The organism is Desulfolithobacter sp., from assembly GCF_054025815.1.
On record NZ_JBPMMS010000034.1, the window covers coordinates 68,230 to 90,362 of the forward strand.

At 56.7% G+C, this 22,133-nt stretch carries 20 protein-coding genes and 1 tRNA gene; 12 read left to right on the forward strand and 9 right to left on the reverse strand.

Going from position 1 to position 22,133, the window contains the following annotated elements; all coding sequences use genetic code 11:
* The first annotated feature begins 26 nt into the window (after positions 1-26).
* Positions 27-2,858, forward strand: coding sequence for an excinuclease ABC subunit UvrA (uvrA, locus tag ACXJJY_RS08485; protein WP_456386973.1), 2,832 nt, complete (start codon positions 27-29; stop codon positions 2,856-2,858).
* 102 nt (positions 2,859-2,960) lie between these two features.
* Complete coding sequence (gene secB / locus ACXJJY_RS08490; protein ID WP_456386974.1) at positions 2,961-3,428, forward strand: protein-export chaperone SecB; 468 nt, start codon at positions 2,961-2,963, stop codon at positions 3,426-3,428.
* A 110-nt stretch (positions 3,429-3,538) separates the two neighbouring features.
* Here secB and ACXJJY_RS08495 read toward each other — a convergent pair whose 3' ends face one another.
* Genes ACXJJY_RS08495 through pilM form a run of 7 tightly spaced genes read right to left on the reverse strand, consistent with a single transcriptional unit; the run spans position 3,539 to position 11,103 of the window.
* Positions 3,539-4,564 carry a hypothetical protein gene (locus ACXJJY_RS08495; protein WP_456386975.1) on the reverse strand — a complete coding sequence of 342 codons (1,026 nt, stop codon included), beginning with the start codon at positions 4,562-4,564 and terminating at the stop codon, positions 3,539-3,541.
* 20 nt (positions 4,565-4,584) lie between these two features.
* Positions 4,585-6,234 carry a pilus (MSHA type) biogenesis protein MshL gene (gene mshL / locus ACXJJY_RS08500; RefSeq protein WP_456386976.1) on the reverse strand — a complete coding sequence of 550 codons (1,650 nt, stop codon included), beginning with the start codon at positions 6,232-6,234 and terminating at the stop codon, positions 4,585-4,587.
* A 34-nt stretch (positions 6,235-6,268) separates the two neighbouring features.
* Complete coding sequence (locus ACXJJY_RS08505; protein WP_456386977.1) at positions 6,269-8,146, reverse strand: AMIN domain-containing protein; 1,878 nt, start codon at positions 8,144-8,146, stop codon at positions 6,269-6,271.
* Positions 8,147-8,149: 3 nt separating this feature from the next.
* Positions 8,150-8,797 (reverse strand): pilus assembly protein PilP, encoded by a 648-nt coding sequence (locus ACXJJY_RS08510; protein WP_456386978.1) that lies wholly within the window; start codon positions 8,795-8,797, stop codon positions 8,150-8,152.
* A gap of 6 nt (positions 8,798-8,803) precedes the next feature.
* Positions 8,804-9,451, reverse strand: coding sequence for a type IV pilus inner membrane component PilO (locus ACXJJY_RS08515; protein ID WP_456386979.1), 648 nt, complete (start codon positions 9,449-9,451; stop codon positions 8,804-8,806).
* A 12-nt stretch (positions 9,452-9,463) separates the two neighbouring features.
* Positions 9,464-10,045 carry a PilN domain-containing protein gene (locus tag ACXJJY_RS08520; protein WP_456386980.1) on the reverse strand — a complete coding sequence of 194 codons (582 nt, stop codon included), beginning with the start codon at positions 10,043-10,045 and terminating at the stop codon, positions 9,464-9,466.
* 11 nt (positions 10,046-10,056) lie between these two features.
* Complete coding sequence (gene pilM, locus ACXJJY_RS08525) at positions 10,057-11,103, reverse strand: type IV pilus biogenesis protein PilM (protein ID WP_456386981.1); 1,047 nt, start codon at positions 11,101-11,103, stop codon at positions 10,057-10,059.
* Between the two features lie 368 nt (positions 11,104-11,471).
* Here pilM and lepB point away from each other — a divergent pair, with 368 nt between their 5' ends.
* From lepB to ACXJJY_RS08540, 3 genes are all read left to right on the forward strand, one after another.
* Positions 11,472-12,113 (forward strand): signal peptidase I, encoded by a 642-nt coding sequence (lepB, locus tag ACXJJY_RS08530; RefSeq protein ID WP_456387364.1) that lies wholly within the window; start codon positions 11,472-11,474, stop codon positions 12,111-12,113.
* Between the two features lie 24 nt (positions 12,114-12,137).
* Positions 12,138-13,070 (forward strand): aspartate carbamoyltransferase catalytic subunit, encoded by a 933-nt coding sequence (locus ACXJJY_RS08535; RefSeq protein ID WP_456386982.1) that lies wholly within the window; start codon positions 12,138-12,140, stop codon positions 13,068-13,070.
* Positions 13,071-13,141: 71 nt separating this feature from the next.
* Complete coding sequence (locus ACXJJY_RS08540) at positions 13,142-14,425, forward strand: dihydroorotase (protein WP_456386983.1); 1,284 nt, start codon at positions 13,142-13,144, stop codon at positions 14,423-14,425.
* Positions 14,426-14,705: 280 nt separating this feature from the next.
* On the opposite strand, the gene sfsA is transcribed toward ACXJJY_RS08540, so the two are convergent.
* Entirely contained in the window at positions 14,706-15,413 is a 708-nt protein-coding gene (sfsA, locus tag ACXJJY_RS08545; protein ID WP_456386984.1) for a DNA/RNA nuclease SfsA, read from the reverse strand.
* A gap of 256 nt (positions 15,414-15,669) precedes the next feature.
* Here sfsA and ACXJJY_RS08550 point away from each other — a divergent pair, with 256 nt between their 5' ends.
* The 7 genes from ACXJJY_RS08550 (at position 15,670) to ACXJJY_RS08580 (ending at position 21,067) form a co-directional block, all read left to right on the forward strand.
* Complete coding sequence (locus ACXJJY_RS08550) at positions 15,670-16,890, forward strand: type I glyceraldehyde-3-phosphate dehydrogenase (protein ID WP_456386985.1); 1,221 nt, start codon at positions 15,670-15,672, stop codon at positions 16,888-16,890.
* Positions 16,887-17,330: a ribosomal protein S18-alanine N-acetyltransferase gene (rimI, locus tag ACXJJY_RS08555; protein ID WP_456386986.1), complete on the forward strand. Its 444-nt coding sequence runs from the start codon at positions 16,887-16,889 to the stop codon at positions 17,328-17,330. The genes ACXJJY_RS08550 and rimI overlap by 4 nt, the downstream gene beginning before the upstream one ends.
* Positions 17,331-17,358: 28 nt before the next feature.
* On the forward strand, positions 17,359-18,549 hold the full coding sequence (locus ACXJJY_RS08560) for a phosphoglycerate kinase (protein ID WP_456386987.1): 1,191 nt from the start codon (positions 17,359-17,361) through the stop codon (positions 18,547-18,549).
* 10 nt (positions 18,550-18,559) lie between these two features.
* Positions 18,560-19,315, forward strand: a complete 756-nt coding sequence (tpiA, locus tag ACXJJY_RS08565) for a triose-phosphate isomerase (RefSeq protein WP_456386988.1) — start codon at positions 18,560-18,562, stop codon at positions 19,313-19,315.
* The gene (gene secG, locus ACXJJY_RS08570; RefSeq protein WP_456386989.1) at positions 19,312-19,719 is read left to right on the forward strand and encodes a preprotein translocase subunit SecG; all 408 of its coding nucleotides are present in this window, start codon (positions 19,312-19,314) and stop codon (positions 19,717-19,719) included. The genes tpiA and secG overlap by 4 nt, the downstream gene beginning before the upstream one ends.
* 25 nt (positions 19,720-19,744) lie before the next feature.
* Positions 19,745-19,830 (forward strand) — tRNA-Leu (locus ACXJJY_RS08575).
* A gap of 67 nt (positions 19,831-19,897) precedes the next feature.
* Positions 19,898-21,067, forward strand: coding sequence for a glycerate kinase (locus ACXJJY_RS08580; protein ID WP_456386991.1), 1,170 nt, complete (start codon positions 19,898-19,900; stop codon positions 21,065-21,067).
* Here the strand turns inward: ACXJJY_RS08580 and ispH are convergent.
* A complete protein-coding gene (gene ispH / locus ACXJJY_RS08585) occupies positions 21,034-21,963 on the reverse strand; it encodes a 4-hydroxy-3-methylbut-2-enyl diphosphate reductase (RefSeq protein WP_456386992.1) in 930 nt (309 codons plus the stop codon). The two genes, ACXJJY_RS08580 and ispH, sit on opposite strands and share 34 nt — an antisense overlap.
* Between the last annotated feature and the right edge of the window lie 170 nt (positions 21,964-22,133).

Consider the following 22,133-nt stretch of genomic DNA (forward strand, 5'->3'; position numbering starts at 1 on the left):
GGCCGCTTTTTTGTTTCTGAAAACCCATGGAACCAAAATATATCCGTATCCGTGGCGCGCGGATGCACAACCTGAAGAATATCTCGGTGGACCTGCCTCGAAATCGGCTGGTGGTTTTCACTGGTCTGTCCGGTTCGGGTAAGTCCACCCTGGCCTTTGATACCCTTTATGCCGAAGGCCAGCGCCGGTATGTGGAATCACTGTCCACGTATGCCCGGCAGTTCCTTGGCCAGATGGACAAGCCGGAGGTGGACTTGCTGGAGGGCTTGTCGCCGGCTGTTTCCATCGAGCAGAAGACCACCAGTAAGAACCCGCGTTCCACCGTGGGTACGGTGACCGAGATCTACGACCATCTGCGGCTGCTTTTTGCCCGCGCCGGTCAGCCCCACTGCCCGCGCTGTGACCGGCCCATCCGTTCCCAGTCGGTGGAGGATATGGTCCTGTCTCTGCTGGCCCGACCCGCAGGGACCAAGGTGATCCTGCTGGCCCCTCTGGTCAGTCGCCGTAAGGGGCAGCATGAACAGCTTTTTGCCCGCCTGCGTAAGGATGGATTTGTCCGGGTCCGGGTGGACGGGGATATCGTCTCCCTGGCCGACCCTGTCAATCTGGACAAGAACCGGCATCACTCCGTCGAGGTGGTGGTGGACCGTCTGGTTCTGAAGCAGGGCGTAAGGCGGCGGCTGGAGGAGTCGGTCACCACGGCGGTGCGACTTACCGACGGTACCATGCTGGTTCTGTTCCCCGATTCCGGCGAGGAGGTGTTGTTCAGCGAGTCTGCGGCCTGCCACAACTGCGGTATTTCCGTCCCCGAACTGTCCACCCAGCTCTTTTCGTTCAACAATCCTCAGGGGGCCTGCCCTGAATGCGGCGGGCTCGGGGTCAAGCAGTTCTTTGACGAGCAACTGGTGGTACCGGATCCGGATCTCAGTTTGGCCCGGGGCGCGGTGGCACCCTGGAACCGTCGCAAGCTCGCCACCCATGCCAGACACTGGATTCAGGCCCTGGCTGATCATTTTGGCTTTGATCCGGACACCCCGTTCAAAAAATTACCGGAGGATGTGCGCAGGGCAGTTCTTTACGGCACCGGCCGGACCAGGATCGATTTTGTCCATACCCGGGGCCGCCGGCATCTTGTCTCCAGCATTCCCTTTGAGGGCATCATCCCGCGCATGGACAGGCTCTTTCGCGAGACATCTTCCTCCCGGGTCCGTGAAGAGGTGAGCCGCTTCATGAACGAGCAGCCCTGTCCAGGGTGTCATGGGGCCCGGCTCAGGCCGGAGGCCCTGGCCGCCCGGATAGGACCATGGTCCATTATCGATCTGACAAGAATGCCGATCGACCAGTTGCTTGGCGAGTTGGATGAACTTGAGTTCGGTCAGAGAGAAAAGATGATCGCCGGCCCCATCCTCAAAGAGGTCCGGGAGCGGCTTTCTTTTCTCCAGGGGGTCGGCCTGGGATATCTTTCCCTTGATCGCAAGACCGGAACCCTGTCCGGGGGCGAAGCTCAGCGTATTCGCCTGGCCTCCCAGATCGGCTCCCGTCTGGCCGGGGTCCTCTACATCCTCGATGAGCCGAGCATCGGGTTGCACCAGCGTGATAACAACAAGCTTATCAAGACCCTGCTTGATCTGCGCGATCTCGGTAACACGGTGATTGTGGTCGAGCATGATACCGATACCATCGCCACTGCCGACCATGTGCTCGATATCGGGCCCGGGGCCGGAGTTCATGGCGGCGAGATCATTTATTCCGGGCCGGTTCCCGGACTGCTGGACTGTGAGAGATCCCTGACCGGAGGTTACCTCTCCGGGCGGATGGAAATTCCGGTGCCCGCGAAACGCAGAAAGGTCCGCAAGACGAAGAAATACAATTTGATCGTCAAAAACGTTTCGGTCAACAATCTCAAAAATCTGACCGTGCGTTTCCCCCTCGGGGTTATGACCTGTGTCACCGGGGTGTCTGGTTCGGGTAAGAGTTCGCTGGTTATCGAGACCCTGTATCGACAGGCGCACCAGTTTTTCCAGGCCGGCCGCCAGACACCGGGTATCGGCACGGTGGCGGGGCTTGAGCATATCGACAAGGTGATCGATATAGACCAGAGTCCCATCGGCCGGACACCCCGATCCAATCCGGCGACCTATACCGGGGTTCTCTCGCCGATCCGGGAACTGCTGGCCAGGCTGCCCGAGTCCCGGGCCAGGGGCTACAAGCCCGGCCGTTTCAGCTTCAACCTCAAAGGAGGGCGATGCGAGACCTGCGAGGGAGACGGGGTGATTCGGATTGCCATGCATTTTCTCCCCGACATCTATGTGACCTGCGAGCGTTGCCAAGGGAGGCGCTACAATCAGGAGACCCTGGAAATTCGCTACCGGGGCAAAAACATCGCCGATATCCTGGCCATGACAGTGGAAGAGGCCTTGGATTTTTTTCAAAATATTCCGCCGATAAAGAACCGGCTCCAGACGGTTTTCGACGTGGGCCTTGGTTACATCACTTTGGGGCAGTCGTCGGTGACCCTTTCGGGTGGAGAAGCCCAACGGGTCAAACTGGCCAGGGAGCTCAGCCGCCGTTCGACCGGACGGACTCTCTATATCCTGGACGAGCCCACCACCGGACTCCATCCGGCCGATATCCTTCATTTGCTTCACGTTCTCGGCCGGCTGGTGGACAGTGGCAACACGGTGGTGGTCATCGAGCATAACCTCGATGTGATCAAAACCGCAGATTATATCATCGATATCGGTCCGGAAGGAGGGGATGGCGGTGGAGAGGTGGTCGTAGCCGGCACGCCCGAAGAGGTAGCCGCCTGTCCCGCTTCCTATACCGGCCGGTTTTTGAAACAGACCCTGGCCGCCTGAGCAGCGGTTGCGTCTTTGGCGGTATTGAGGTACATATGCACCTGATCAGCATGAAGGCCCGCGGGGGCCCATAACAATACATCACATGAAGGAAAGACTATTATGACAGATCAGAACGACGCTCAGCAGACCATGCCGGTATTCCGGCTGCAGAAGATGTATATCAAGGATCTCTCTTTTGAGAATCCCAATGCTCCCGGGATTTTCCTGATGAAAAACCAGCAGCCCAAGGTGGAGTTCAACCTGCAGCTCAATAACCAGAAGATCGATGACGACCACTGGGAGATGTCCATTGCCATTACCGCCAAGATCGTGGACCAGGGCAATGATGATACGGTGATGTTCGTGGTCGAGATCGAACACGCCGGGGTCTTTCTGATGAAAAATATTCCTGCCGAGCACGTGGAGCGGGTTTTGGCTGTGGACTGTCCGCTCATGCTCTTTCCCTTTACCCGGCAGATCGTCAGCCAGCTGGCCGTGGATGGCGGGTTCATGCCTTTTCTCATGGAACCGATCAACTTTGTCGCCCTGTACGAAAACAGTCAGCAGCAAAAGGGTGAGCAGCAGTAGGCGGCCCTCCGGATTTGTTCCGGAGAAAATCGGTCGGAAAAAGAAAAAGCTCCTGCAGTGTGATCTGCAGGAGCTTTTTTTGTTTGCAGCAGGGGCGCCTGATTTTGTGCTCAGAGACCGGTCGCGACAAAGTTGTCAATCAGGGTGGTGATGGCCCGTTCCGTGGCCTGCTCGAACAGGGCATCATACTGGTAATCGGCGAGCACGCTTTCAGGAGAGACCCTGACATCCACCCGGTTCGTCCATACTACATCGCCGGTATAGGCATCCTGGACCCAGATCCTCAGCTGAACGACAGCCTGGGGAATACGGCCGCTGTTGTGGGTGAGAGTCCCGGCACCCGTGCCGATAACACCCCAGAAAATCGAGTTGGCATCCGAGCCTCCGGTGATGCCGAAAATGGTCTGATCCGGCTTGTCGGTGTCCCAGGGTGTGTTGAGGTTGTTACCAGCCAGGGAGCCATAGAGTGCGCCCGCCGACATGGAGCCCACCCTGTCGTAGGCCTCTGTGCTTGCCTGGCCAAAGGCGATTTTGCTTGTTATCCCGGTGACAAAGGTGAGTACGCCCTTTTTCCAGGGCTCCCAGGAGGGATCCTGACGATCTTTGTATTCGAGGATCCGGCCACGGATGATGTAATCGGCGCCGAAATGACGGCCTATCTTGACGATTTCCTGCTGGGTCAAGCCGTGGGTCCCCGGGCTGGTCAGTGCTTCGCCCTGACGTCCGCTCTCCCGTGCCGTCCTGATGTAATGACGGAATTCATTCTTCATTGCCTCGCTCCAGTCGCCCTTGAGCTCCTCTTCAAGCAGCGAGGTCTTGCTGGCTCCGTAGTCGATCACGTTGATTATCTTGTGTTCAGCCAGGTAACGGAACACGTCTTCCTGGATCGGCAGGCTGAAACTGTTGCTCACCAGTTCGTCGGTGAGATTCTCGGTGATCAGCAGGTTGCGGCGGTAGCTGGTTTCCAGATTGTCGGACCTGGAGTAGTCGGCAAACGGCAGGATCACGACCTTTTTTTCCGCTCCGGCAAGACTCTTTTTGACCAGAGGCTGCTTAAGCGATTGCTGTACCGTCTGACCGCAGCCCCCAAGGGCAAGGGCCAGGATAGCGACAAAAAGACAGCGGAAGATATTCATTCCTATTCTCCTGTGAAAACTCATATGATCTTTGGCGTAAGCAGAATGACCAGTTCTCTTCTCTCGAAAATTTTTTCTTCATATCCAAAAAGGTATTTCAAGATCGGAATATCTCCGACAACCGGGGCGAATTCCTCGTTGCTTCGCTTCACCTTGTCGATGAGCCCGCCAATGATCAGCATTTCGCCGTTGTCGACCTGGACCATGGTCGACATCTGCCGGACTCCCACCTTGGGAACACCCACCTTGAGCCCCTCGTTGCCGAAGACCTCGTACTGGATCGTATCGTCGATCAGATCGGTGGTAATCGGGGTCAGGTGAAGGATAACGGAGTCGTCGTCAAGGATGGTGGCGACAACGCCCAGCGAGATGCCTTCGACGATGTTATCGGTCTCGGCCGTATAGGTGATGGTACCTGCATCGTTATCTATGTCCTTGCTGACGCTTTTGAGGTAGGTGATGTCCTTTCCTACACTGATAAGGGCCGGCTGACCGTTGAGGACGGTGATTTTGGGATTGGAAAGCACGTGCGCATCACCCTGTTCGTTCAGGGCGTTGAGCATGGTCGTAAAGTTGACCGGTGAAAGGGCCACCTTGCTGACAAAACTGGTGGTGGCGGGATAAATCTGGCCAGTGGCATCACCAAAGGTGATCTGGCCGGTGACCGGAAAACTTTTGAGTACCTGATTCCAGTCGATCCCTACCTTGGAGTTGTCCTGGAGATAGACCTCGATGATCTTGGCTTCGATGATGACTTGACGATACAGCTCTTTTTTCAGTGAGCTCAGGTAGTTTTCCACCTTCTCGAGTACCGTGCGAGGCGCGGTCACCGTGATCAGGCCGACGTTTCTGTCAATGGTGTAATAGGCCTCGCCGGATGTCACGCTGCGGGTGGCGAGGTCCATCGGTGCCTCGTTTTCAGGCTGCTGCTCGCCCTCGGGCGGAGCTTCCACGGTATCGGTGGTGGCCGCTGGAGTCACTTGGTTGATCTGCCACTGCTGCATGATGGTGTCCAGGTTGGCCTGAATGTTTTCCCAGACGTCAAACGTGTTGTCATCGCTTGTGATTTTGACCGTGCCCTCGGTTCCGGTGGCTGCATTGCGGTTGGTGAGGAAATTACCGCCCACTGTCGTGGTGTAGCTTCCCTTCATATAGGGAATGGAAAGATGAAACCGTTTGGTCTCCTTGTATTTGACAATAATCGTGTTGTCATGGACTTCGTGAAAGTAATCAACCTGGCGCAGCAGGTTGTCAATGGCCTTGAAGTAATCGTCATCAGCACTGATATTGACATCGACCTTGACGTTCTGGTCCACGTCACTGGCCCAGGAGACGCTCATGCCCTTGAGGTTGGCCAGTCGCTTGAGGATGTCCCACAGCGGCTGCGGACCCCGGGTGGAGTTGATATTGGCTCCCACCTTGATGGCGTAATCGGCTGAATCCTCGGCCAGGACGTCGGCTGTCTCCTGTTCGATAACGAATGAAGGTCGCTGGAAACGCACCGGTAACTGGGTCGGCGCCGTCATTTCTTTTTTGACGATTTTCGGCGTCGGGGCCTGGTCCGGTTTCGATGTTGCGCTGGTGTCAACCGTGGTGCAGCCACTCACAAGATAAAGCAGGGCTATGCAACACAGCCAGGTAGAGAAGATTTTTCTGGTATGCACTTTCATGGACTAATCCTCGGTCAGGTGTCTTGATCCCATGTCACATGGGCCGGTCGAGAGCCACTCGAGCGGCAATGTATTTCTTCAGATCCGGTGGCACCCGGTAGCCAGACAGCAGAATGGCACGATATTTTTCGGTAGCCGCCTCCCGTTTTCCCATCTTGTCAAGAACTCTGGCCTCGGCAACCATGGAGTTCAGGGTTCCGCCATACAATCGGTCATGTTTGCGCAGCAGTTTGAGGGCTGCCGCGTATTCCTGCTGTTCTTCGCTGAAGACGGCATAACTCAGCAGAGCCTCGGCCGATGGCCTGGGTACACTGACACTCTGGTCAAAGTACTGCAGGGCCTCACTGTACATCTTCATGTTGGCCAATGCTATGGCTGCATTCAGGGCCGCGGAGGTATAGGTCGGATCGGCGTCCAGAGCTTTTTTGGCATAAAAGACTGCTTTGGCATTCTGGCGCAGCTGAACGAGGAAAAGTGATGCTATCTTGTTGGCCAACCGACTATTTTCAGGCCACTTTTTGAGGGCCTCGGTGTAGGACTGGACCGCGGTTTCATAGTTTTCCGCTGTCTCTGCCTGGCGCGCCCTGGCAATGATCTGGCGGGCCTCGATGATCCGCTCGGGGATGTTTTCCCGTTGCTGGATGACAATGGCTTCCTGGGCGGTCAACTTTTCATCGGCCTCGAAACTCAGGTTGTCCTCGGCCCGTTCAGGCCAGGCAAAAGCCTTTTCCTTGGGCAGGATGACAATGGTGTTGAACCGTTCTACTTTCTGCAGGTTCTTAAGCTGGAGGATGATGTCCAGTGCAAAATCCCAGGGAACGTCGTTGAGGGCCAGGGTCAGGGAGCCGGAAACCGATTCGTCGACCACAATGTTTTTCCCGCTGACTTCCCGCAGCAGCCGGAAAACATTGTGCAGATCGATTTTGTAGAAATCAACGGTGATCCGTTCTTTCTTGTAGCCTGCAAAAGAGAAGTTGTCCTGCATGGTTTGGGCCGCTTTCTTTTTCGCCGTCCTGGACAAGCTGGCAACATTGAGTGGATCCACCTGCGGCAGTTCCTGTTCGATCAGCTGTTTCTGGCCGATGAGGCTTGAAATCTGATCCGATCCCGTCTCTTCTCTGATGACGATTTCCAGCCCGTTGTCCCGTTCCTTTATTTCAAAGGGAAACAGACTGCTGCCGCTGGCATCCAGCACCACGCGCAATCCGCTGCCCCTTCTGGCAACCCGGACTCGGGCCAGGGCCGTGCCTATCTCCTGTTCCTTGAGCAGGGTGTCACCCCGGACATTGTCCAGGTCCAGGTAGAGTCGGGGGGGCGAAGATCCTGTTTTGTCGAGCACGCCGCTCCGATAGCCTCTCAGTTTGCCGTTGGCTTTGAGAACCACCCTGGTCAGGTCTCCTGTGGTCTCCACCTGGATATCTTCCACGATCGTTGCCATTCCGGAACCGTTTGATGCTGTCGTTTGCGGACGGGCATTTTTCTCGTCTATGGAAAGTATAATATCGTTGCCTTCGCTTCTGGTGGTGAAGGACCTGGGAGAAGGAAGGGTGAATTCAAGCCGTAACAGGGCAACGCCGGAGCCATCCACTGTTTTTGTCTGCAGGTTTATTCCTGTGTTTTCAGGCAGCAGGATTCTGTCCTTTGGGAGCTCTGCTTCGGCGATATCGACCACGATCCGCGGTGGATTGAAGAGTTCGTAGACCGTATAGGCAGGTTGCTGTGTCCCCTGAATCCGCAGATCCAGACCAGTGTCACTCCGGCTTGCCTTGATTGCTGATATCTGGTAGGCCTTGGCGGTCCCGGCCAGAGCCACGTTCCATTCCGCCAGTCCCGATATCAAGAGGAGGGCAAGAAGGAAGACAGTGAGCCGGTGGACTCGACATCTGCTTGGGCACGGGAAAAGATACAACATGATTTAGTTATCTCCCTCTTTGTTCAAACGCATGACCACGGTATTCTGAATCACTTTGCCGGACCTGGTCCGGGCGGTTTCGGTGATGATCACCTGCTCCTCCTGGATATCACTGACAACACCGCGTCGGCCAATGGGGGTGCCGTTTTTCAGGATGTAACCTTTACCGGTCACATCTTCCACCATGGCGATCTTCTCTCCGCCAGAGACAAGAACGGCCACAAGTTTCAGCTGACCGGGCTCGAACAGGCGCATGCCGGTAAGTTCAACGTTTTCCTCGACTATTTCGTCGGGGTTGACTTTGGTTGTGGTAGCTTTATCAGTTATAAAAGGCACAAAGGGATCGGGGCGCCCCTCGAGTCTGTACTCGAATGCGGTATCGTCTGTCATTGATTTTGATCCCTGGTTTGTCGCTTCCCTGCCTTCAGCCTGAGGATCGGTTGCCAGAGCCGTGGCGGACTGGACACAGGGGCCGGCCAGGCTGAACCACAGAGCCATGATGGCCGCCACGGTGAGAATTGGCCTGCCGCATCCTGGATCCGGTCGGGCAGGACAGCGACGGGGTCCAAAGACACCGCGCCGTGGAGTCCTGGCTCCGGGCCGGTCGGCATCGGTTTCGGGCCCCAGGTATCTTATCCGTTCGCAAGTCATGCGTTGCTACCGTTTCCTTCTTTTTTTCTTGTTCTTTTTGTTGTTATTCTGCACCTGTTGACCGGTAAAACGGTAGGTCAGAAGGCGGCAGGTGGAGTTGAGCAGCATCTCGCCTCCCTCACGCTTGGGAGAGCCCATCTTGATGTTGTTGACAGTGACCAGCCGATTCAGCTTGCTCACCCGGTCCAGGAAATGGCCCAGATTGTGGTACGGACCCCTGATGGAGATATCAATGGGGATCTCGGCGTAAAAATCCCGTGGTGTTTCCTTGCCCGGTTTAAAGGAGAGAAAGTCCAGCCCGGCAGATTTGCCAAGATCAGAGATGTTTCTGAGCAGTTCGGGTATTTCCTTTTTTTTGGGCAGGACCACGGCTATTTCTTCGAACTTCCTTTTGAGCTCCTCCATTTCTCTCTTGTAGCGGGGCAGGCTCGCTGCTGCTTTTTTTGCCTTGCGAATCTCTGTTTGCAGGGCGGTTTTCTGGCGGTTGAGTTTTTCTATCTTGTCCTGGCCGGGCATAAACATGAGAAAGTAGAACAGCAACAGCGGCAGAATAAACAGGGCCGCAATGATGCCGAGTTTGACCTTTTTACTCAGGGGCAGGTATTTTTCGTCGATAAAGATATCCAGTTTCGACGTGGCGCTTAAGGAGGTCATGAGCAGACTGTGTTAATTTTTTTCAGCCGGATTTTTCTCTTTGACCTTTTCAGGAACCCCTACACTGCAGGAAAGAGAAAATGATTTCAGGTTACGCCCCGCATAGGCTCTCAGGGAGCTGCTGACCAGGTTGACCGACTTGATATAAGGTGATTTTTTAAGGTCTTCCATGTATTTGGCAATGGTACGGTTATCAAGGGCCATGCCGGCTATCTGGAGGCTGTTGCCCGTCTGGGACAGCGACGTCAGCCACATGCGATCTGTGGGGGTGATGTTGGCTATTTCGTCGAGGATGTGGACCGTCAGGGAAGAGTTTTTTTTCAGTTGCCTGATGATTGCAATCTGTTTTTCAATGACCTGCCGGTCTTTTTCCAGCTGCTTGATCTGACGGTTTATCTTGTCGTAGCGCTGTTTTTCTTTTTTCAGCGCGCTTATTTCCTTGCCAAGCCGTTCCACCTTTGTGGCCTGCATGTATCCGGCAACGCCGAGGATAACAAGGAAAATGAAGAATGAGATGCCAATGGCGACAAGCTGCCGTTTGGCCCTGATTCGCTGTTTTATCTCCCGTACTGGCAGAAGGTTGATATAGACCATGTGCGTACCACTCAGAACTGAGCCGGGCGTATCGCCAGGCCGGCTGCAATGGCCATTTCCGGTGCAACCTTGTCAAGATATTTCTGGTCGATCTTCTTCTTGTTTACGTTCATGTTGACAAAGGGATTGAACTGGATGGTTTCGAGCCCGGTTTCCCGGCTGATGAATTTTTTGAGCCCAGCCACTTTGGAACCGCCACCACTGAGAACCAGGCGGGAAAGCGGCTGGTCCGGCCGGTTGGACAGGTAAAGATCAATGGCTTTTTTTATCTCCAGGACCCACTGGGTGCAGGTCTGGGTGAAGATATCACTTATCTCCCGCTCCCGTTCTCCGGCCGGGGCGAGGCCCAGCTTGATTTTTTCCGCCTCGTTGTAGTCGATGCCCAGGGCATGGGCTATCTGGTCGGTCAGCTGCTCGCTGCCCACCGCGATGTCCCGGGCCAGAACAGAGGCTCCGTCAGAGATGATGTTGATGTTCATCTTGGCGGCTCCGATATCCACCAGACCCACATTTTCCGTGCTGGACGATGAGATATGCCAGATGTTTTCCAGGGCAAAGCCATCCACGTCTACCAGGACGGGTTGAAGTTTCTGCTCCTGAAGCATACCCAGGTAGTCGTCGATGACATCTTTCTTGGCCGCCACCAGCATGACATCGGTGCGCTCGTTCTCCTCGGAGGCCGTGTGCAGGTCCTGGAAATCCAGGTAGACATCCTCGATATCAAAGGGAATGTACTGCTCGGCCTCGCTCATGATGTATTCGGTCAGTTCTTCCTCGTCCATAACCTCCAACTGGATTTTTTTTACGATGACCGAATAGCCGGAAATGGAGATGCCCACCTTGCTGTTCTTGATCTTCAGGTTGTTGATAAGGGAACGGAGGACTCTGCCTACCACTTCGGGATCCTGCAGGGTGCCATCCTCCACGGCACCGGGAGGCAGGGCGCCGCAGCCAAGGGCAACCAGCCGATAGGACTCCCCGGCCCTTTCGAGTTGACACACCTTGACCGCGTGGGACCCTATGTCGACACCAGTGATGAGTTTCTCTTTTTTTGCCATACGGTATTGTTCCTTTGCCTCACCTGGCGGAGAAAATCCGGCTGGGTGCGAAGGGTAAAAAACAGAGATAACACCATAAAATTCAACGTCTGTTTGTATTCTGGTCACAAATGAAAACCTTTGTCAAGCGCTGCGTAAAAGAAATTGAACTTTTTAACTGTGGAAAAACAAATGGATATGGCACATGATTCTCCTTTTATACTATATGTTGTGTTTTTTTGTGGATTGGTGGCTTATTTTGTATTGACTGGCCAGAACGGCAGGGAGTGGAAGAAGAAAACCTCCTTGAAACTAGCTGTGGATTCGGGTAGTTTTCTGACACTTGGCGTTTTTACCTTTTCTTATTTCCGGAAATTTCTGTGGCATATCTGAAAAAAAACAGGAAGAAGTCCGTTGTTCGCGAGTATGCCGAGGCTATAATATTTGCCCTTATCCTCGCTCTTTTTATCCGAACTTTTGTCGTTCAGGCTTTCAAGATTCCTTCCGGCTCCATGTTGCCGACCCTGCAGATCGGGGATCATATTCTGGTCAATAAGTTCATCTACGGCATAAAGGTCCCTGTAACCGGAAAGGTTATCGTCCCCATCAAGACGCCCCGGCGCGGTGATATCATTGTCTTCAAGTTTCCCCGCGATCCCAAGCTGGACTACATCAAGCGGGTTATTGCCGTGGGCGGTGATACAATCCAGGTTCGCGATAAAAAAGTCTATGTCAACAACAGGCTCTCTCCGGACAAGTACGCTATCCATACCGATCCAAACATTCTCCCGGCATCAGTGAGTCCGCGTGATAATTTTGGACCGGTCACAGTGCCCCCGGGCAAGATCTTTGTCATGGGCGACAACCGGGACAACTCCTTTGACAGTCGATTCTGGGGCTATGTGGACCTGTCCGTGGTCCTGGGCAAGGCCTTTATCATCTACTGGTCCTGGGATGTCCGGAAACCGCTGTTGTCTACAGACAGGTTCACCTCCATCCGCTGGGACCGGTTGGGAGATATCGTACATTAAGCACATTACGGCTCCTGCACACACATGAGCACCGGCTATTTCTTTTCACATCGGCATGTCCTTGGCATCAATCATCTCTCTCCCGATGATATCAATTACATATTGGATACCGCCGAATCGTTCAAAGAGATTTCGGCCCGTCCCATAAAGAAAGTTCCCACCCTGCGCGGCAACACCATCATCAACCTCTTTTTCGAGCCCTCCACCCGGACCCGGCTCTCCTTCGAGGTTGCGGCCAAACGCATGAGTGCCGATACCTTCAACATCTCCGCTTCTACCTCCAGCGCTGTCAAGGGTGAGTCCCTGATCGATACGGCACGAAATATCGCTGCCATGCATCCGGACATCATTATCATTCGCCACAGTTTTTCCGGGGCACCGCACATGCTGACCAAATATGTGGATGCGGCCGTGATCAATGCCGGGGACGGCACCCATGAACATCCTTCCCAGGGATTGCTTGACCTGATGACCGTACGGGAGCATAAGGGCAGGCTTCACGGGCTGAAGGTTGCCATTATCGGCGATATTCTCCACAGTCGGGTGGCCCATTCCGATATTCTCGGTTTTTCCAAGATGGGGTCAGAGGTCCATGTTTATGGTCCGGCGACCCTTCTGCCTCCGGATATCGAGCACCTGGGTGCCACCGTGGCCCCCTCCCTTGAAGAGGCTGTGCGGGATGCCGATGTGGTGATGACCCTGCGTATCCAGAAGGAGCGGCAGAATGATCCTCTGATCCCGTCTTTCCGGGAATATGCTCAGCAGTATGGCGTGAGGCGCGAGGTGGCTGATCTGGCCCGGTCCGATGCTCTCATCATGCATCCCGGTCCGATCAACCGCGGGATTGAATTGATGCCTGACGTGGCCGACGGGCCGCGATCGGTGATTCTGGAACAGGTTACCAATGGGGTTGCGGTGCGGATGGCTCTTTTGTATCTGGTCATGGGAAACAGCTGATCCGGCCGGCAGTGAAGTGCCCTGTTTTGCCCCTGTCAAATCATGAACCATGAAACAACAGAGAAAAAATTATGGCCAATGATTGGCGCATCAGGAATGGCCGGATCATCGACCCGGTAAACGGTATCGACCGGGTCGGTGACCTGTTTGTCAGGGATGGCGTGCTGGTGGAATCACCCCGGGACCTGCCGGGCAGTACCCGGGAGATCGATGCTTCGGGCTGCTGGGTGGTGCCGGGTCTTATCGATATCCATGTGCATCTGCGGGAGCCGGGTGAGGAGTACAAGGAAGATATCGTTTCCGGTACCCGTGCTGCCGCGGCCGGTGGTTTTACTGCTGTGGCCTGCATGCCAAATACCCGGCCTGTGAATGACTGTCGGGCTGTGACCGCCCTTATCCTGGAGCGGGCCCGGGAGGGATTTGCCCGGGTTTATCCGGTGGGCGCTGTATCCAGGCAGAGCGGCGGCCAGGCCCTGGCTGAATTCGGCGAGATGCGGGATGCCGGAGTGGTCGCTGTCTCGGATGACGGTTTGCCTGTACAGGACAGTCAGCTCATGCGGCGGGCCCTGGAATATGCCGGTGACTTCGGGCTGGCGGTCATCTCTCACAGCGAGGAACCATCGCTCAGCCGGCACGGGGTAATGAACGAGGGCAGGGTTGCCACCCGTCTGGGTCTGCGCGGTATTCCCGCTGCGGCCGAGTCTATCATGGTCTACCGGGAAATTGCCCTGGCCGAATACACCGGCTGTCCGGTCCATATTGCCCATGTCTCCGCGGCCATGAGCGTGGACCTGATCCGGCGGGCCAAGGAGCGCGGAGTTCCTGTGACCGCAGAGACCGCGCCCCATTACTTCACCCTGACCGAAGGGGCTGTGGAAGGGTACAACACCAACGCCAAGATGAATCCGCCCCTGCGCACCGAAGAGGACCGGCAGGCCATCTGTGCCGGACTGGCCGATGGTACGCTTGACGCCATAGCCACCGACCATGCGCCCCATTCCACGCTGGAAAAGGAGGTGGAATTTGATCTGGCCGCCAACGGTATCATTGGCCTTGAGACCTCCCTCCCGCTGTCCCTTGCCCTGGTGCGGGACGGGATCCTGGATCCCGTCGGCCTGGTACAGTGCATGTCCGTTCGTCCCGCCAGCATCCTCGGTGTGCCGGGCGGCTCGCTTTCTCCCGGAGAACCGGCCGATGTCACGGTGATCGATCCCGAGCTTTCCTTTGACTATACTGAGGATATGGTTGTTTCAAAGAGCCGCAACTCACCGTTTCTTGACTGGCGGCTGCAGGGCCGGGCCATACTTACCATGGTAGGAGGGCGGGTCACCTTTGAGCTGGCCATCACTGAGTGACGGTTTCCCGGATTGATGATAGACGTCATTGCTTGATGGCGTTGCAAAAAATCCGATCTGCTGCGTTGCAGCGGGTACGGCCAATGCTCGACCTGCTGCTGTACGCCGCCGCTGCCCCATATTCATTTCCATGCCGAACAGCAATCAGCGGGCCTGTGCCCGGAGTCTGCACTTGACTGCGGCTCCGGCAGAGTTTTGAAGGCAGGGATAATTCTGACTTTCCTGGTTCAGGGTGTTCTCCGCTATTTTGGGCTGGCTGTACCCGCTCACCGGGAAAGAGCTATTCCCGCGGGGCAATCAGGCAGGGAATTTTCTCGGTGATCGTTACCTGGTTTGGCAGAACTTCAGCCCGGTAGGCCAGGGTGCGGACACCCTGATTACTTACCCTGCGCAGCGTGTCGGCATAGAGGGGATCTATCTCTTCGGCCGGAGAGAACCAGGTCCCGTCCGCCCGCTGGACACAGAAGAGGACTGCTGCCTGGGCGCCGTTTCGGCGCAGAAGAGCCAGCTCTTCCAGGTGCTTTGTGCCTCTGGCGGTGACCGCGTCTGGAAACATGGCTCTGCCGTTTTCCACCAGGGAGCAGTTTTTGACTTCAAGATATACCTGGCCCGCATCGCTCTCAAGGACGAAATCCAGCCGGCTTCGATCCGAGACCCTGACTTCCGGAGAGATGGTCTGGACCTGGCCAAAATCATCGATCACTCCGGTACGCAGGGCCTCGTGAACCAGTTTGTTGGTCAGGTTGGTGTTGACACCGATCCAGATTTCGTTTTCCCGGACCATCTCCAGGGTCCAGCGGTATTTCCTCCGGGGATTGCCGGAGTCGGAAATGATCACCGGGCTGCCCGGTGTTGAGCAGCCGCGCATGGATCCGGAGTTGGGACAGTGAACCGTGAGCTCGCTGCCGTCTTCCAGAAGTACGTCGGCAAGGAAGCGTTTATAGCGTTTGATCAGGGTGGCGGTTTGTCTGGTTTTGGAAAGCTGCATTGCTGATTTTCCCTGTGGTGCAACAAATACTATGAAAAACTGCCCTTTTGGCCCATGGAACGGCTTGACCGCAGGTCAGGCTCTGCGGTATGTTCACTGGCAGCTTGGGGACCGGTACAGGTGCCACGGAGTGCAGGGTAATCCTGCCGTATCATGGGCCGGGAGCTGTTTTTTGTTTTCAGAAATTTTTTGAGCCGGGTCGTTCCGCTCAGGAGAACATTATACCAGTTTATACCAGTAAAGGAGAAAGGACACTATGAAACTTGGAATCAATGGCCTTGGCAGGATCGGTAAGCTTTCGCTGTGGCATCATGTTTCCCGTAAGTTTTTTTCGGAAATCGTGGTCAACCTGGGCCGGGGTGTGGGCCAGGGGATGCAGGATATCGCCACGGCCATTGAGCGCGATTCCACCTACGGTCGGCTGTCCATGTACCTGCACGGTCACCGGGGCGGTCGGGTTGTTGAAAACCTCGATGAAGCCGCCGGCACCATGACAGTGAACGGGGTTCCGGTCACCGTGCTGCGCGAGGCACGTAATCCCCGTGATATCAAATGGCAGGAGAATGATGTCCGGTTGGTGGTCGATACCACAGGAGTGTTCAAGGATCCCACCGCCGATGCCGACGATCCCCGTGGTTCGGTCCGGGGTCACCTGCAGGCCGGGGCGGAAAAGGTGCTGGTCTCGGCACCGTTCAAGATAAAATCCAAAGGGATCGACATGCCCGACGATGCGGTCACCACGATCATGGGTATCAATGACGACGACTATGATCCGGCCAAACACAGTGTTATCTCCGCTGCATCGTGTACCACCACCTGTCTTTCCTACATGATCAAACCGCTCATGGATCAGTTCGGTGCCGACCGGATGCTGTCCGCTTCCATGGTGACCGTGCATGCCGCAACCGGCAGCCAGCAGGTCCTGGATCGGTTGGCTTCCTCCGGGGCCACGGACCTGCGCAAAAACCGTTCTATTCTCAATAATATCATTCTGACCACCACCGGCGCGGCCAAGGCCCTGGCCCTGGTTATCCCGGAGATGAAGTCCATTGGCTTTATCGCCGAGTCAGTGCGCATACCCACTACCACCGGCTCCCTGATCGTTCTGGTGTTGAATCTCCAGGATGAGCTGGAAAACCCGGTCAACAGGGAGATGATCAACTCCATCTACAGGGATTTTGCTGCCCGTTCCCCCTATCTTGAGTATTCCGAGGAGCAGAATGTTTCGTCGGATATCATAGGTATTCCCGAGGCAGCAGCGGTCATCGAAGCCACCGAGACCCATACCCGGACCGCTTCTATTTCCGTAAATCTTGAGCATGTGAAATCGTGCAATTTCGAGTCAGGGCAGGTGCCGCCGGTTCTCGAGGTGCCGGTAACCCAGGCTGTCATCTACGGCTGGTATGATAATGAGCTTGGCAGTTATACCAACATGCTCGGAGAGCTGACCGTGTCCGTGGCCCAGAGTATGGTGTGAGTGTTCGGCCTATGCGGACCGGAGATGTGGCGCCGGTCGTTGATATTGAGGAATCTGTGATGGACGCGCCCTGGTCCCGCGCTCTTGTCGAGACCGAGCTGCGGGAGGCGAACGGGTTCCAGCTGGTGTTTGAAATGGAAGGTCAGCTGGCGGGGTATGTTTTTTTTCGGTTCTGTGGTCCCGAAGCCGAACTCTTGCGGATCGGGGTTCGCGACCGGAATCGGCGTCTGGGTACCGGTCGCGCCCTTCTGCGGGCAGGGATCGCTCTGTTATGGAGCCATGGTGTTGCCTCCTGCCTGCTGGAGGTGCGGAGCGCGAACAGTATCGCCTTGCGGTTCTATGCCAAAGAGGGTTTTGTCGAGGTCGGCCGGCGTCCGGGCTATTACCGCCAGCCCATTGATGATGCCCTGATTCTGGGCCTGGAGCTCCGGGACGGATGATTTTATTTTGCAGAGCAAGGAGGGGGTTGTGAAGACAATTCGGGATCTGGACATTGCTGGAAAACGGGTACTTGTCCGGGTGGATTTCAATGTGCCCATGGGCACCCAGGGAGAAATAACCGATGATATCAGGATCCGCATGGCCTTGCCCACCATTGAGTACGCTTTGGAGCAGGGGGCCCGGGTGATCCTCTGTTCTCATCTCGGCCGGCCAAAAGGCCAGCGGGTGGACGAGTACTCCCTGGCCCCGGTGGCCGCCCATCTTGGCCGTCTTGTCGGGCGCGATGTCGCTTTTGCTCGGGACTGTGTCGGAGCCGAGGCCGAGGCGGTGGTCCGTGCCATGGCTGATGGGGAGCTGGCCCTGCTGGAAAACCTGCGCTATCATCCGGGCGAGCAGGAAAACGATCCGGACTTCGCTCGCCGGTTGGCTTCCCTGGCCGATGTTTATGTTAACGATGCCTTTGCGGTCTCCCACCGGGCCCATGCCTCGGTGGTCGGGGTACCAAAGTTGTGCTCCAGCAAGGGAGCAGGTTTTCTGCTCAAAAAGGAGCTCGATTATTTCCACCGCTCCATGGATGAGCCGATCCGGCCCCTGGTGGCCATTGTCGGCGGCGCCAAGGTGTCGAGCAAACTCGGCGCCCTGACCAGCATGCTGGCCAAAGTGGATCGGATGCTGATCGGTGGAGCCATGGCCAATACCTTCCTCAAAAGCCTGGGGTACGATGTGGGTGCTTCCAGGGTGGAGGATGAGCTTCTGGATGAGGCCCGAAAACTGCTTACCCGGGCCCGGGAGAAAGGGGTCAAGGTGTACCTGCCGGTGGATGTCATCGCCGCTGATGGCTTTGCTCCCGATGCCGTGACCAAACAGGTCACCATCCAGGACATTCCGCCTGGCTGGATGGCCCTTGATATCGGTCCTGCTTCTGTGATCTGTTTTGACGAAGCCCTGGCAGACGCAAAGACCATTGTCTGGAATGGACCCATGGGCGCTTTCGAGATGGATGCCTTTGCCCGCGGCACCATGGCCCTGGCTCATACTGTCGGCTCCTCCCATGCCTTGAGTATCACAGGTGGCGGGGACTCCAACGCGGCGGTGAAAAAGTTCGGCGAGGCTGACAATATTTCCTATATGTCCACTGGCGGCGGTGCATTTCTCATGCTGATGGAGGGGAGGGAGCTGCCCGGAGTGGCTGTTCTGGAAGAGGGGCAGGAAAACTGAGGAGGACGAAATGGAACGGAGACCTTTGATTGCCGGTAACTGGAAGATGCACCTGACCTCGGACCAGGCCGTTGCCCTGGCCCGGACCGTCGCCAGTGCAGCCTCGGGTGTGGTTGACCGGGATGTGATGATTGCCCCTGCCTTTACCCTTTTGCCTGCGGTGGCGGAAGTTCTGGCCGAGTCACCGGTTCAACTGGGGGCCCAGAACGTTGCCTGGGAGGAGCAGGGCGCATTCACCGGTGAAGTTTCACCGGTGATGCTCAGGGAGTTTGGTGTCAGCCTGGTTATCGTTGGTCACTCCGAGCGGCGTCATATCTTCGGGGAAACCGATGATCTGATCAACAGGCGGTTGTGCGGGGCACTCAGGTTCGGGCTGATTCCGATCCTCTGTGTGGGGGAGACCCTGGAGGAGCGGGAAGACGGGATTACCATGCAGATCCTGGAGCAGCAGGTCCGGTCCGGGCTTGCCGGCGTGGAGGTCGGAGACATGGGTCGGGTGGTCATTGCCTACGAGCCTGTCTGGGCCATCGGTACCGGCAAGACCGCGAGCAAGGAGCAGGCCCAGGAAGCCCATCGGTTCGTCAGGAGTGTTGTTGCGAATCTTTATGAGAAAAACCTTGCTCAGCAAATTAGAATATTGTATGGTGGCTCGGTTAAGCCAGAGAACGTGGACAGTCTCATGGCCGAGCCCGATATAGACGGCGCGCTGGTGGGCGGCGCAGCACTCAAATCCGAATCGTTTGCTCGGATTATTTATTTTATATGACAACACTTTTAATTATCATTCATGTTCTGGTTTCGCTGTTCCTGATTGTGATTGTGCTGTTGCAGCACGGCAAGGGGGCGGATGTGGGGGCCACTTTCGGTGGTTCGAGCCAGAGCCTTTTCGGTACTGAAGGGCCGGTGCCGCTCTTGAACAAGATAACCACTCTTGCGGCTATCGTGTTTATGGGTACCTCGATATCTCTGGCCTACATTTCAGCCAACAAGAGCACCGGTACGGTGATGAAAGAGGTGCAGGTCCCTGTTGCGGTGCCGCAGGCAACAGTGCCCAGTGAGCCGGCCACCATACCCATGCCGGCTGGTGGGCAGCAGAAAAACAGTGAAGCCCCGGCGACCATGCCGTCGGCTGACAAGCCTGTATCGGAGAACACAGCGACCGAACAATAGAAAAGGGTGAAAACAGATTCAGGTTGCCGAAGTGGTGGAATTGGTAGACACGCTGTCTTGAGGGGGCAGTGGACCTCGTCCGTGCCGGTTCGACTCCGGCCTTCGGCACCAGATCTTCAAGGGCCGGTATCTCGTCAGAGGTGCCGGCCCTCTTTTTTTTCTGGCCTGCAGGTGGAAAATGAAAATCGTCATTGCGCCCAATGAGTTTAAGGAATCTCTTTCCGCCCCCGGGGTGGCCGCGGCCATGGCCGTGGGGGTGCGTCGGGCATTTCCCGGGGCCCAGGTGGTGGAGGTCCCGGTGGCCGATGGAGGTGACGGTCTGGTTGAGGTGGTGCACGGTGCCCTGGGAGGACAACTGGTTTGCAAGACTGTGACCGGCCCCCTTTTTACCCCGGTGGAGGCCTGTTTCTGTCATGTGGAAGACAAAGGGGTGGCGGTTATCGAGATGGCCCTGGCAAGCGGCCTGGCCCTGGTCCCTCCGGAGCAGCGTGATCCCTGTCAGACCACTACGTTCGGTACCGGTGAGTTGATCCGCGCTGCCCTGGATCTTGGCGTGTCGCGGGTGGTGGTCGGCATCGGCGGCAGTGCCACCAGTGACGGTGGCATCGGCATGGCCAGCGCTCTGGGGGTACGGTTTCTTGACGGGAAGGGACAGGAGGTTGAGCCTGTCGGCCTGGCCCTGGGATCGATTTGTCATATCGATATCTCGGGTATGGATCCCCGGCTGCGGGATGTTGAGATCGAGGCGGTCTGTGATGTGGATAATCCGCTCTGTGGAGATAATGGGGCCGCCCGGGTATACGCACCCCAGAAAGGGGCGACGCCCGCACAGGTTGAGCTGCTTGATGAGGGGTTGGTCAACCTGGCCCGCGTGATCGCGGCAGATTTGGGCGTCGATGTCTGTAATCTGCCCGGTGCCGGGGCTGCCGGTGGTCTGGGGGGCGGTTTGTACGCCTTCCTCGGGGCCAGGATGCGGCGGGGTGCCGAGTTTGTTCTGGATCTCGTGGAGCTGGAAAAGCATCTCCAGGGGGCAGACCTGGTGCTGACCGGCGAGGGGCAGGTTGATTTCCAGACCGCCAGCGGGAAGGCGCCGGCCGGGGTGGCCCGGGCGGCAGCAAGGCGGGGGATACCCTGTATCGCGTTGGCCGGGTCCGTGGGCGAGGAGCTTGGCGGGTTGTACGAGTCAGGGATCAGCGCTGTCTTTTCCATCTGTCCCGGGCCGGTGACCCTGGTGCAGGCCATGGCCGGGGCCAGGGAGTATCTGTCCCGGGCGGCTGAGCAGGTGGTGCGCTGTTATGTGGCCGGCGGTGCGGGTTACAGTTCGCCAAGTTCCGGGCAGGCCAGTTGAAACTGGATGGTTTCGTCAGCGCCCTCCATCTCCCGGATGGAGACGGCGCCCAGGGCACGAAGACGGTCAAGCACCTCCTTGACCAGTGATTCCGGGGCCGAGGCACCGGCAGTCACTCCGATGGTTGTCACTCCCTGCAGCCAGGCTGGATCTATCTCCGAGGCATTGTCTATCAGGTGGGACGAGATGTTGCGGTGTTCGCCTACCTCACGGAGCCGGTTGGAGTTGGAGGAATTTTTTGAGCCTACAACCAGCAACAGGTCGACCTCTTCACACAGTTTCCGGACCGCGTTCTGCCGGTTCTGGGTGGCGTAGCAGATGTCGGTCCGCTCTGGCTGGTCAATTTTCGGGAACCGGGCTTTGATGGCGGTCAGAACCTCGCTGGCATCGTCCATGGACAGGGTGGTTTGAGTGACATACCCGACCCGGTTGTCGTCGGCAACGGTAAGGGCGGCAACATCTTCGGGGCAGGAGACCACGTGCACTGCTCCGCTGGCCCGTCCGCATGTGCCTTCCACTTCGGGATGTCCGCGGTGGCCGATCACCAGGACGTCGTAGCCGATCTTGTTGAGCAGAGCCACGCGCCGATGCACCCTGGTCACAAGCGGACAGGTGGCATTGATGGTTCGCAGGCCCAGCCTTTTGGCCCGGTCCTCCACGGCCCTGGCCACACCATGGGCGCTGAAGATGAGTACCGAGTTTGCGGGTGCCTCCTCGAGTTGTTCCACGAAGACGACCCCCTTTTCCCGCAGATTGTTGACCACTGTGGTGTTGTGGACAATTTCGTGGAGCACATAGATCGGCGCACCGTACGTCTCCAGCGCTTTTTCCACTATGGCTATGGCCCGTTTGACTCCGGCGCAGAATCCGCGCGGCTTGGCAAGCAGTACGTTCATGGAAACTCCCAACGGGTTATAGGGTGTCCGGGACCGGGATTTTATGCCTCTGTTCGACTTTTCGGGGCCGGAAAGCCCCTTGTGCAAGGGCTGCGGACAGGGGGGCAGGGCCCTGTATGATGCAGGGCATCAATGATAATATTTGCTTTTGAAAAGGAAAAGAGAAAAGA

Excerpts from the sequence above, each read along its gene's own strand:
- uvrA (WP_456386973.1), top strand. The coding sequence starts at position 27 with ATGGAACCAAAATATATCCGTATCCGTGGCGCGCGGATGCACAACCTG.
- secB (WP_456386974.1), top strand. The coding sequence starts at position 2,961 with ATGACAGATCAGAACGACGCTCAGCAGACCATGCCGGTATTCCGGCTG.
- ACXJJY_RS08495 (WP_456386975.1), bottom strand. The coding sequence starts at position 4,564 with ATGAATATCTTCCGCTGTCTTTTTGTCGCTATCCTGGCCCTTGCCCTT.
- mshL (WP_456386976.1), bottom strand. The coding sequence starts at position 6,234 with ATGAAAGTGCATACCAGAAAAATCTTCTCTACCTGGCTGTGTTGCATA.
- ACXJJY_RS08505 (WP_456386977.1), bottom strand. The coding sequence starts at position 8,146 with ATGTTGTATCTTTTCCCGTGCCCAAGCAGATGTCGAGTCCACCGGCTC.
- ACXJJY_RS08510 (WP_456386978.1), bottom strand. The coding sequence starts at position 8,797 with ATGACTTGCGAACGGATAAGATACCTGGGGCCCGAAACCGATGCCGAC.
- ACXJJY_RS08515 (WP_456386979.1), bottom strand. The coding sequence starts at position 9,451 with ATGACCTCCTTAAGCGCCACGTCGAAACTGGATATCTTTATCGACGAA.
- ACXJJY_RS08520 (WP_456386980.1), bottom strand. The coding sequence starts at position 10,045 with ATGGTCTATATCAACCTTCTGCCAGTACGGGAGATAAAACAGCGAATC.
- pilM (WP_456386981.1), bottom strand. The coding sequence starts at position 11,103 with ATGGCAAAAAAAGAGAAACTCATCACTGGTGTCGACATAGGGTCCCAC.
- ACXJJY_RS08535 (WP_456386982.1), top strand. The coding sequence starts at position 12,138 with ATGAGCACCGGCTATTTCTTTTCACATCGGCATGTCCTTGGCATCAAT.
- ACXJJY_RS08540 (WP_456386983.1), top strand. The coding sequence starts at position 13,142 with ATGGCCAATGATTGGCGCATCAGGAATGGCCGGATCATCGACCCGGTA.
- sfsA (WP_456386984.1), bottom strand. The coding sequence starts at position 15,413 with ATGCAGCTTTCCAAAACCAGACAAACCGCCACCCTGATCAAACGCTAT.
- ACXJJY_RS08550 (WP_456386985.1), top strand. The coding sequence starts at position 15,670 with ATGAAACTTGGAATCAATGGCCTTGGCAGGATCGGTAAGCTTTCGCTG.
- tpiA (WP_456386988.1), top strand. The coding sequence starts at position 18,560 with ATGGAACGGAGACCTTTGATTGCCGGTAACTGGAAGATGCACCTGACC.
- secG (WP_456386989.1), top strand. The coding sequence starts at position 19,312 with ATGACAACACTTTTAATTATCATTCATGTTCTGGTTTCGCTGTTCCTG.
- ACXJJY_RS08580 (WP_456386991.1), top strand. The coding sequence starts at position 19,898 with ATGAAAATCGTCATTGCGCCCAATGAGTTTAAGGAATCTCTTTCCGCC.
- ispH (WP_456386992.1), bottom strand. The coding sequence starts at position 21,963 with ATGAACGTACTGCTTGCCAAGCCGCGCGGATTCTGCGCCGGAGTCAAA.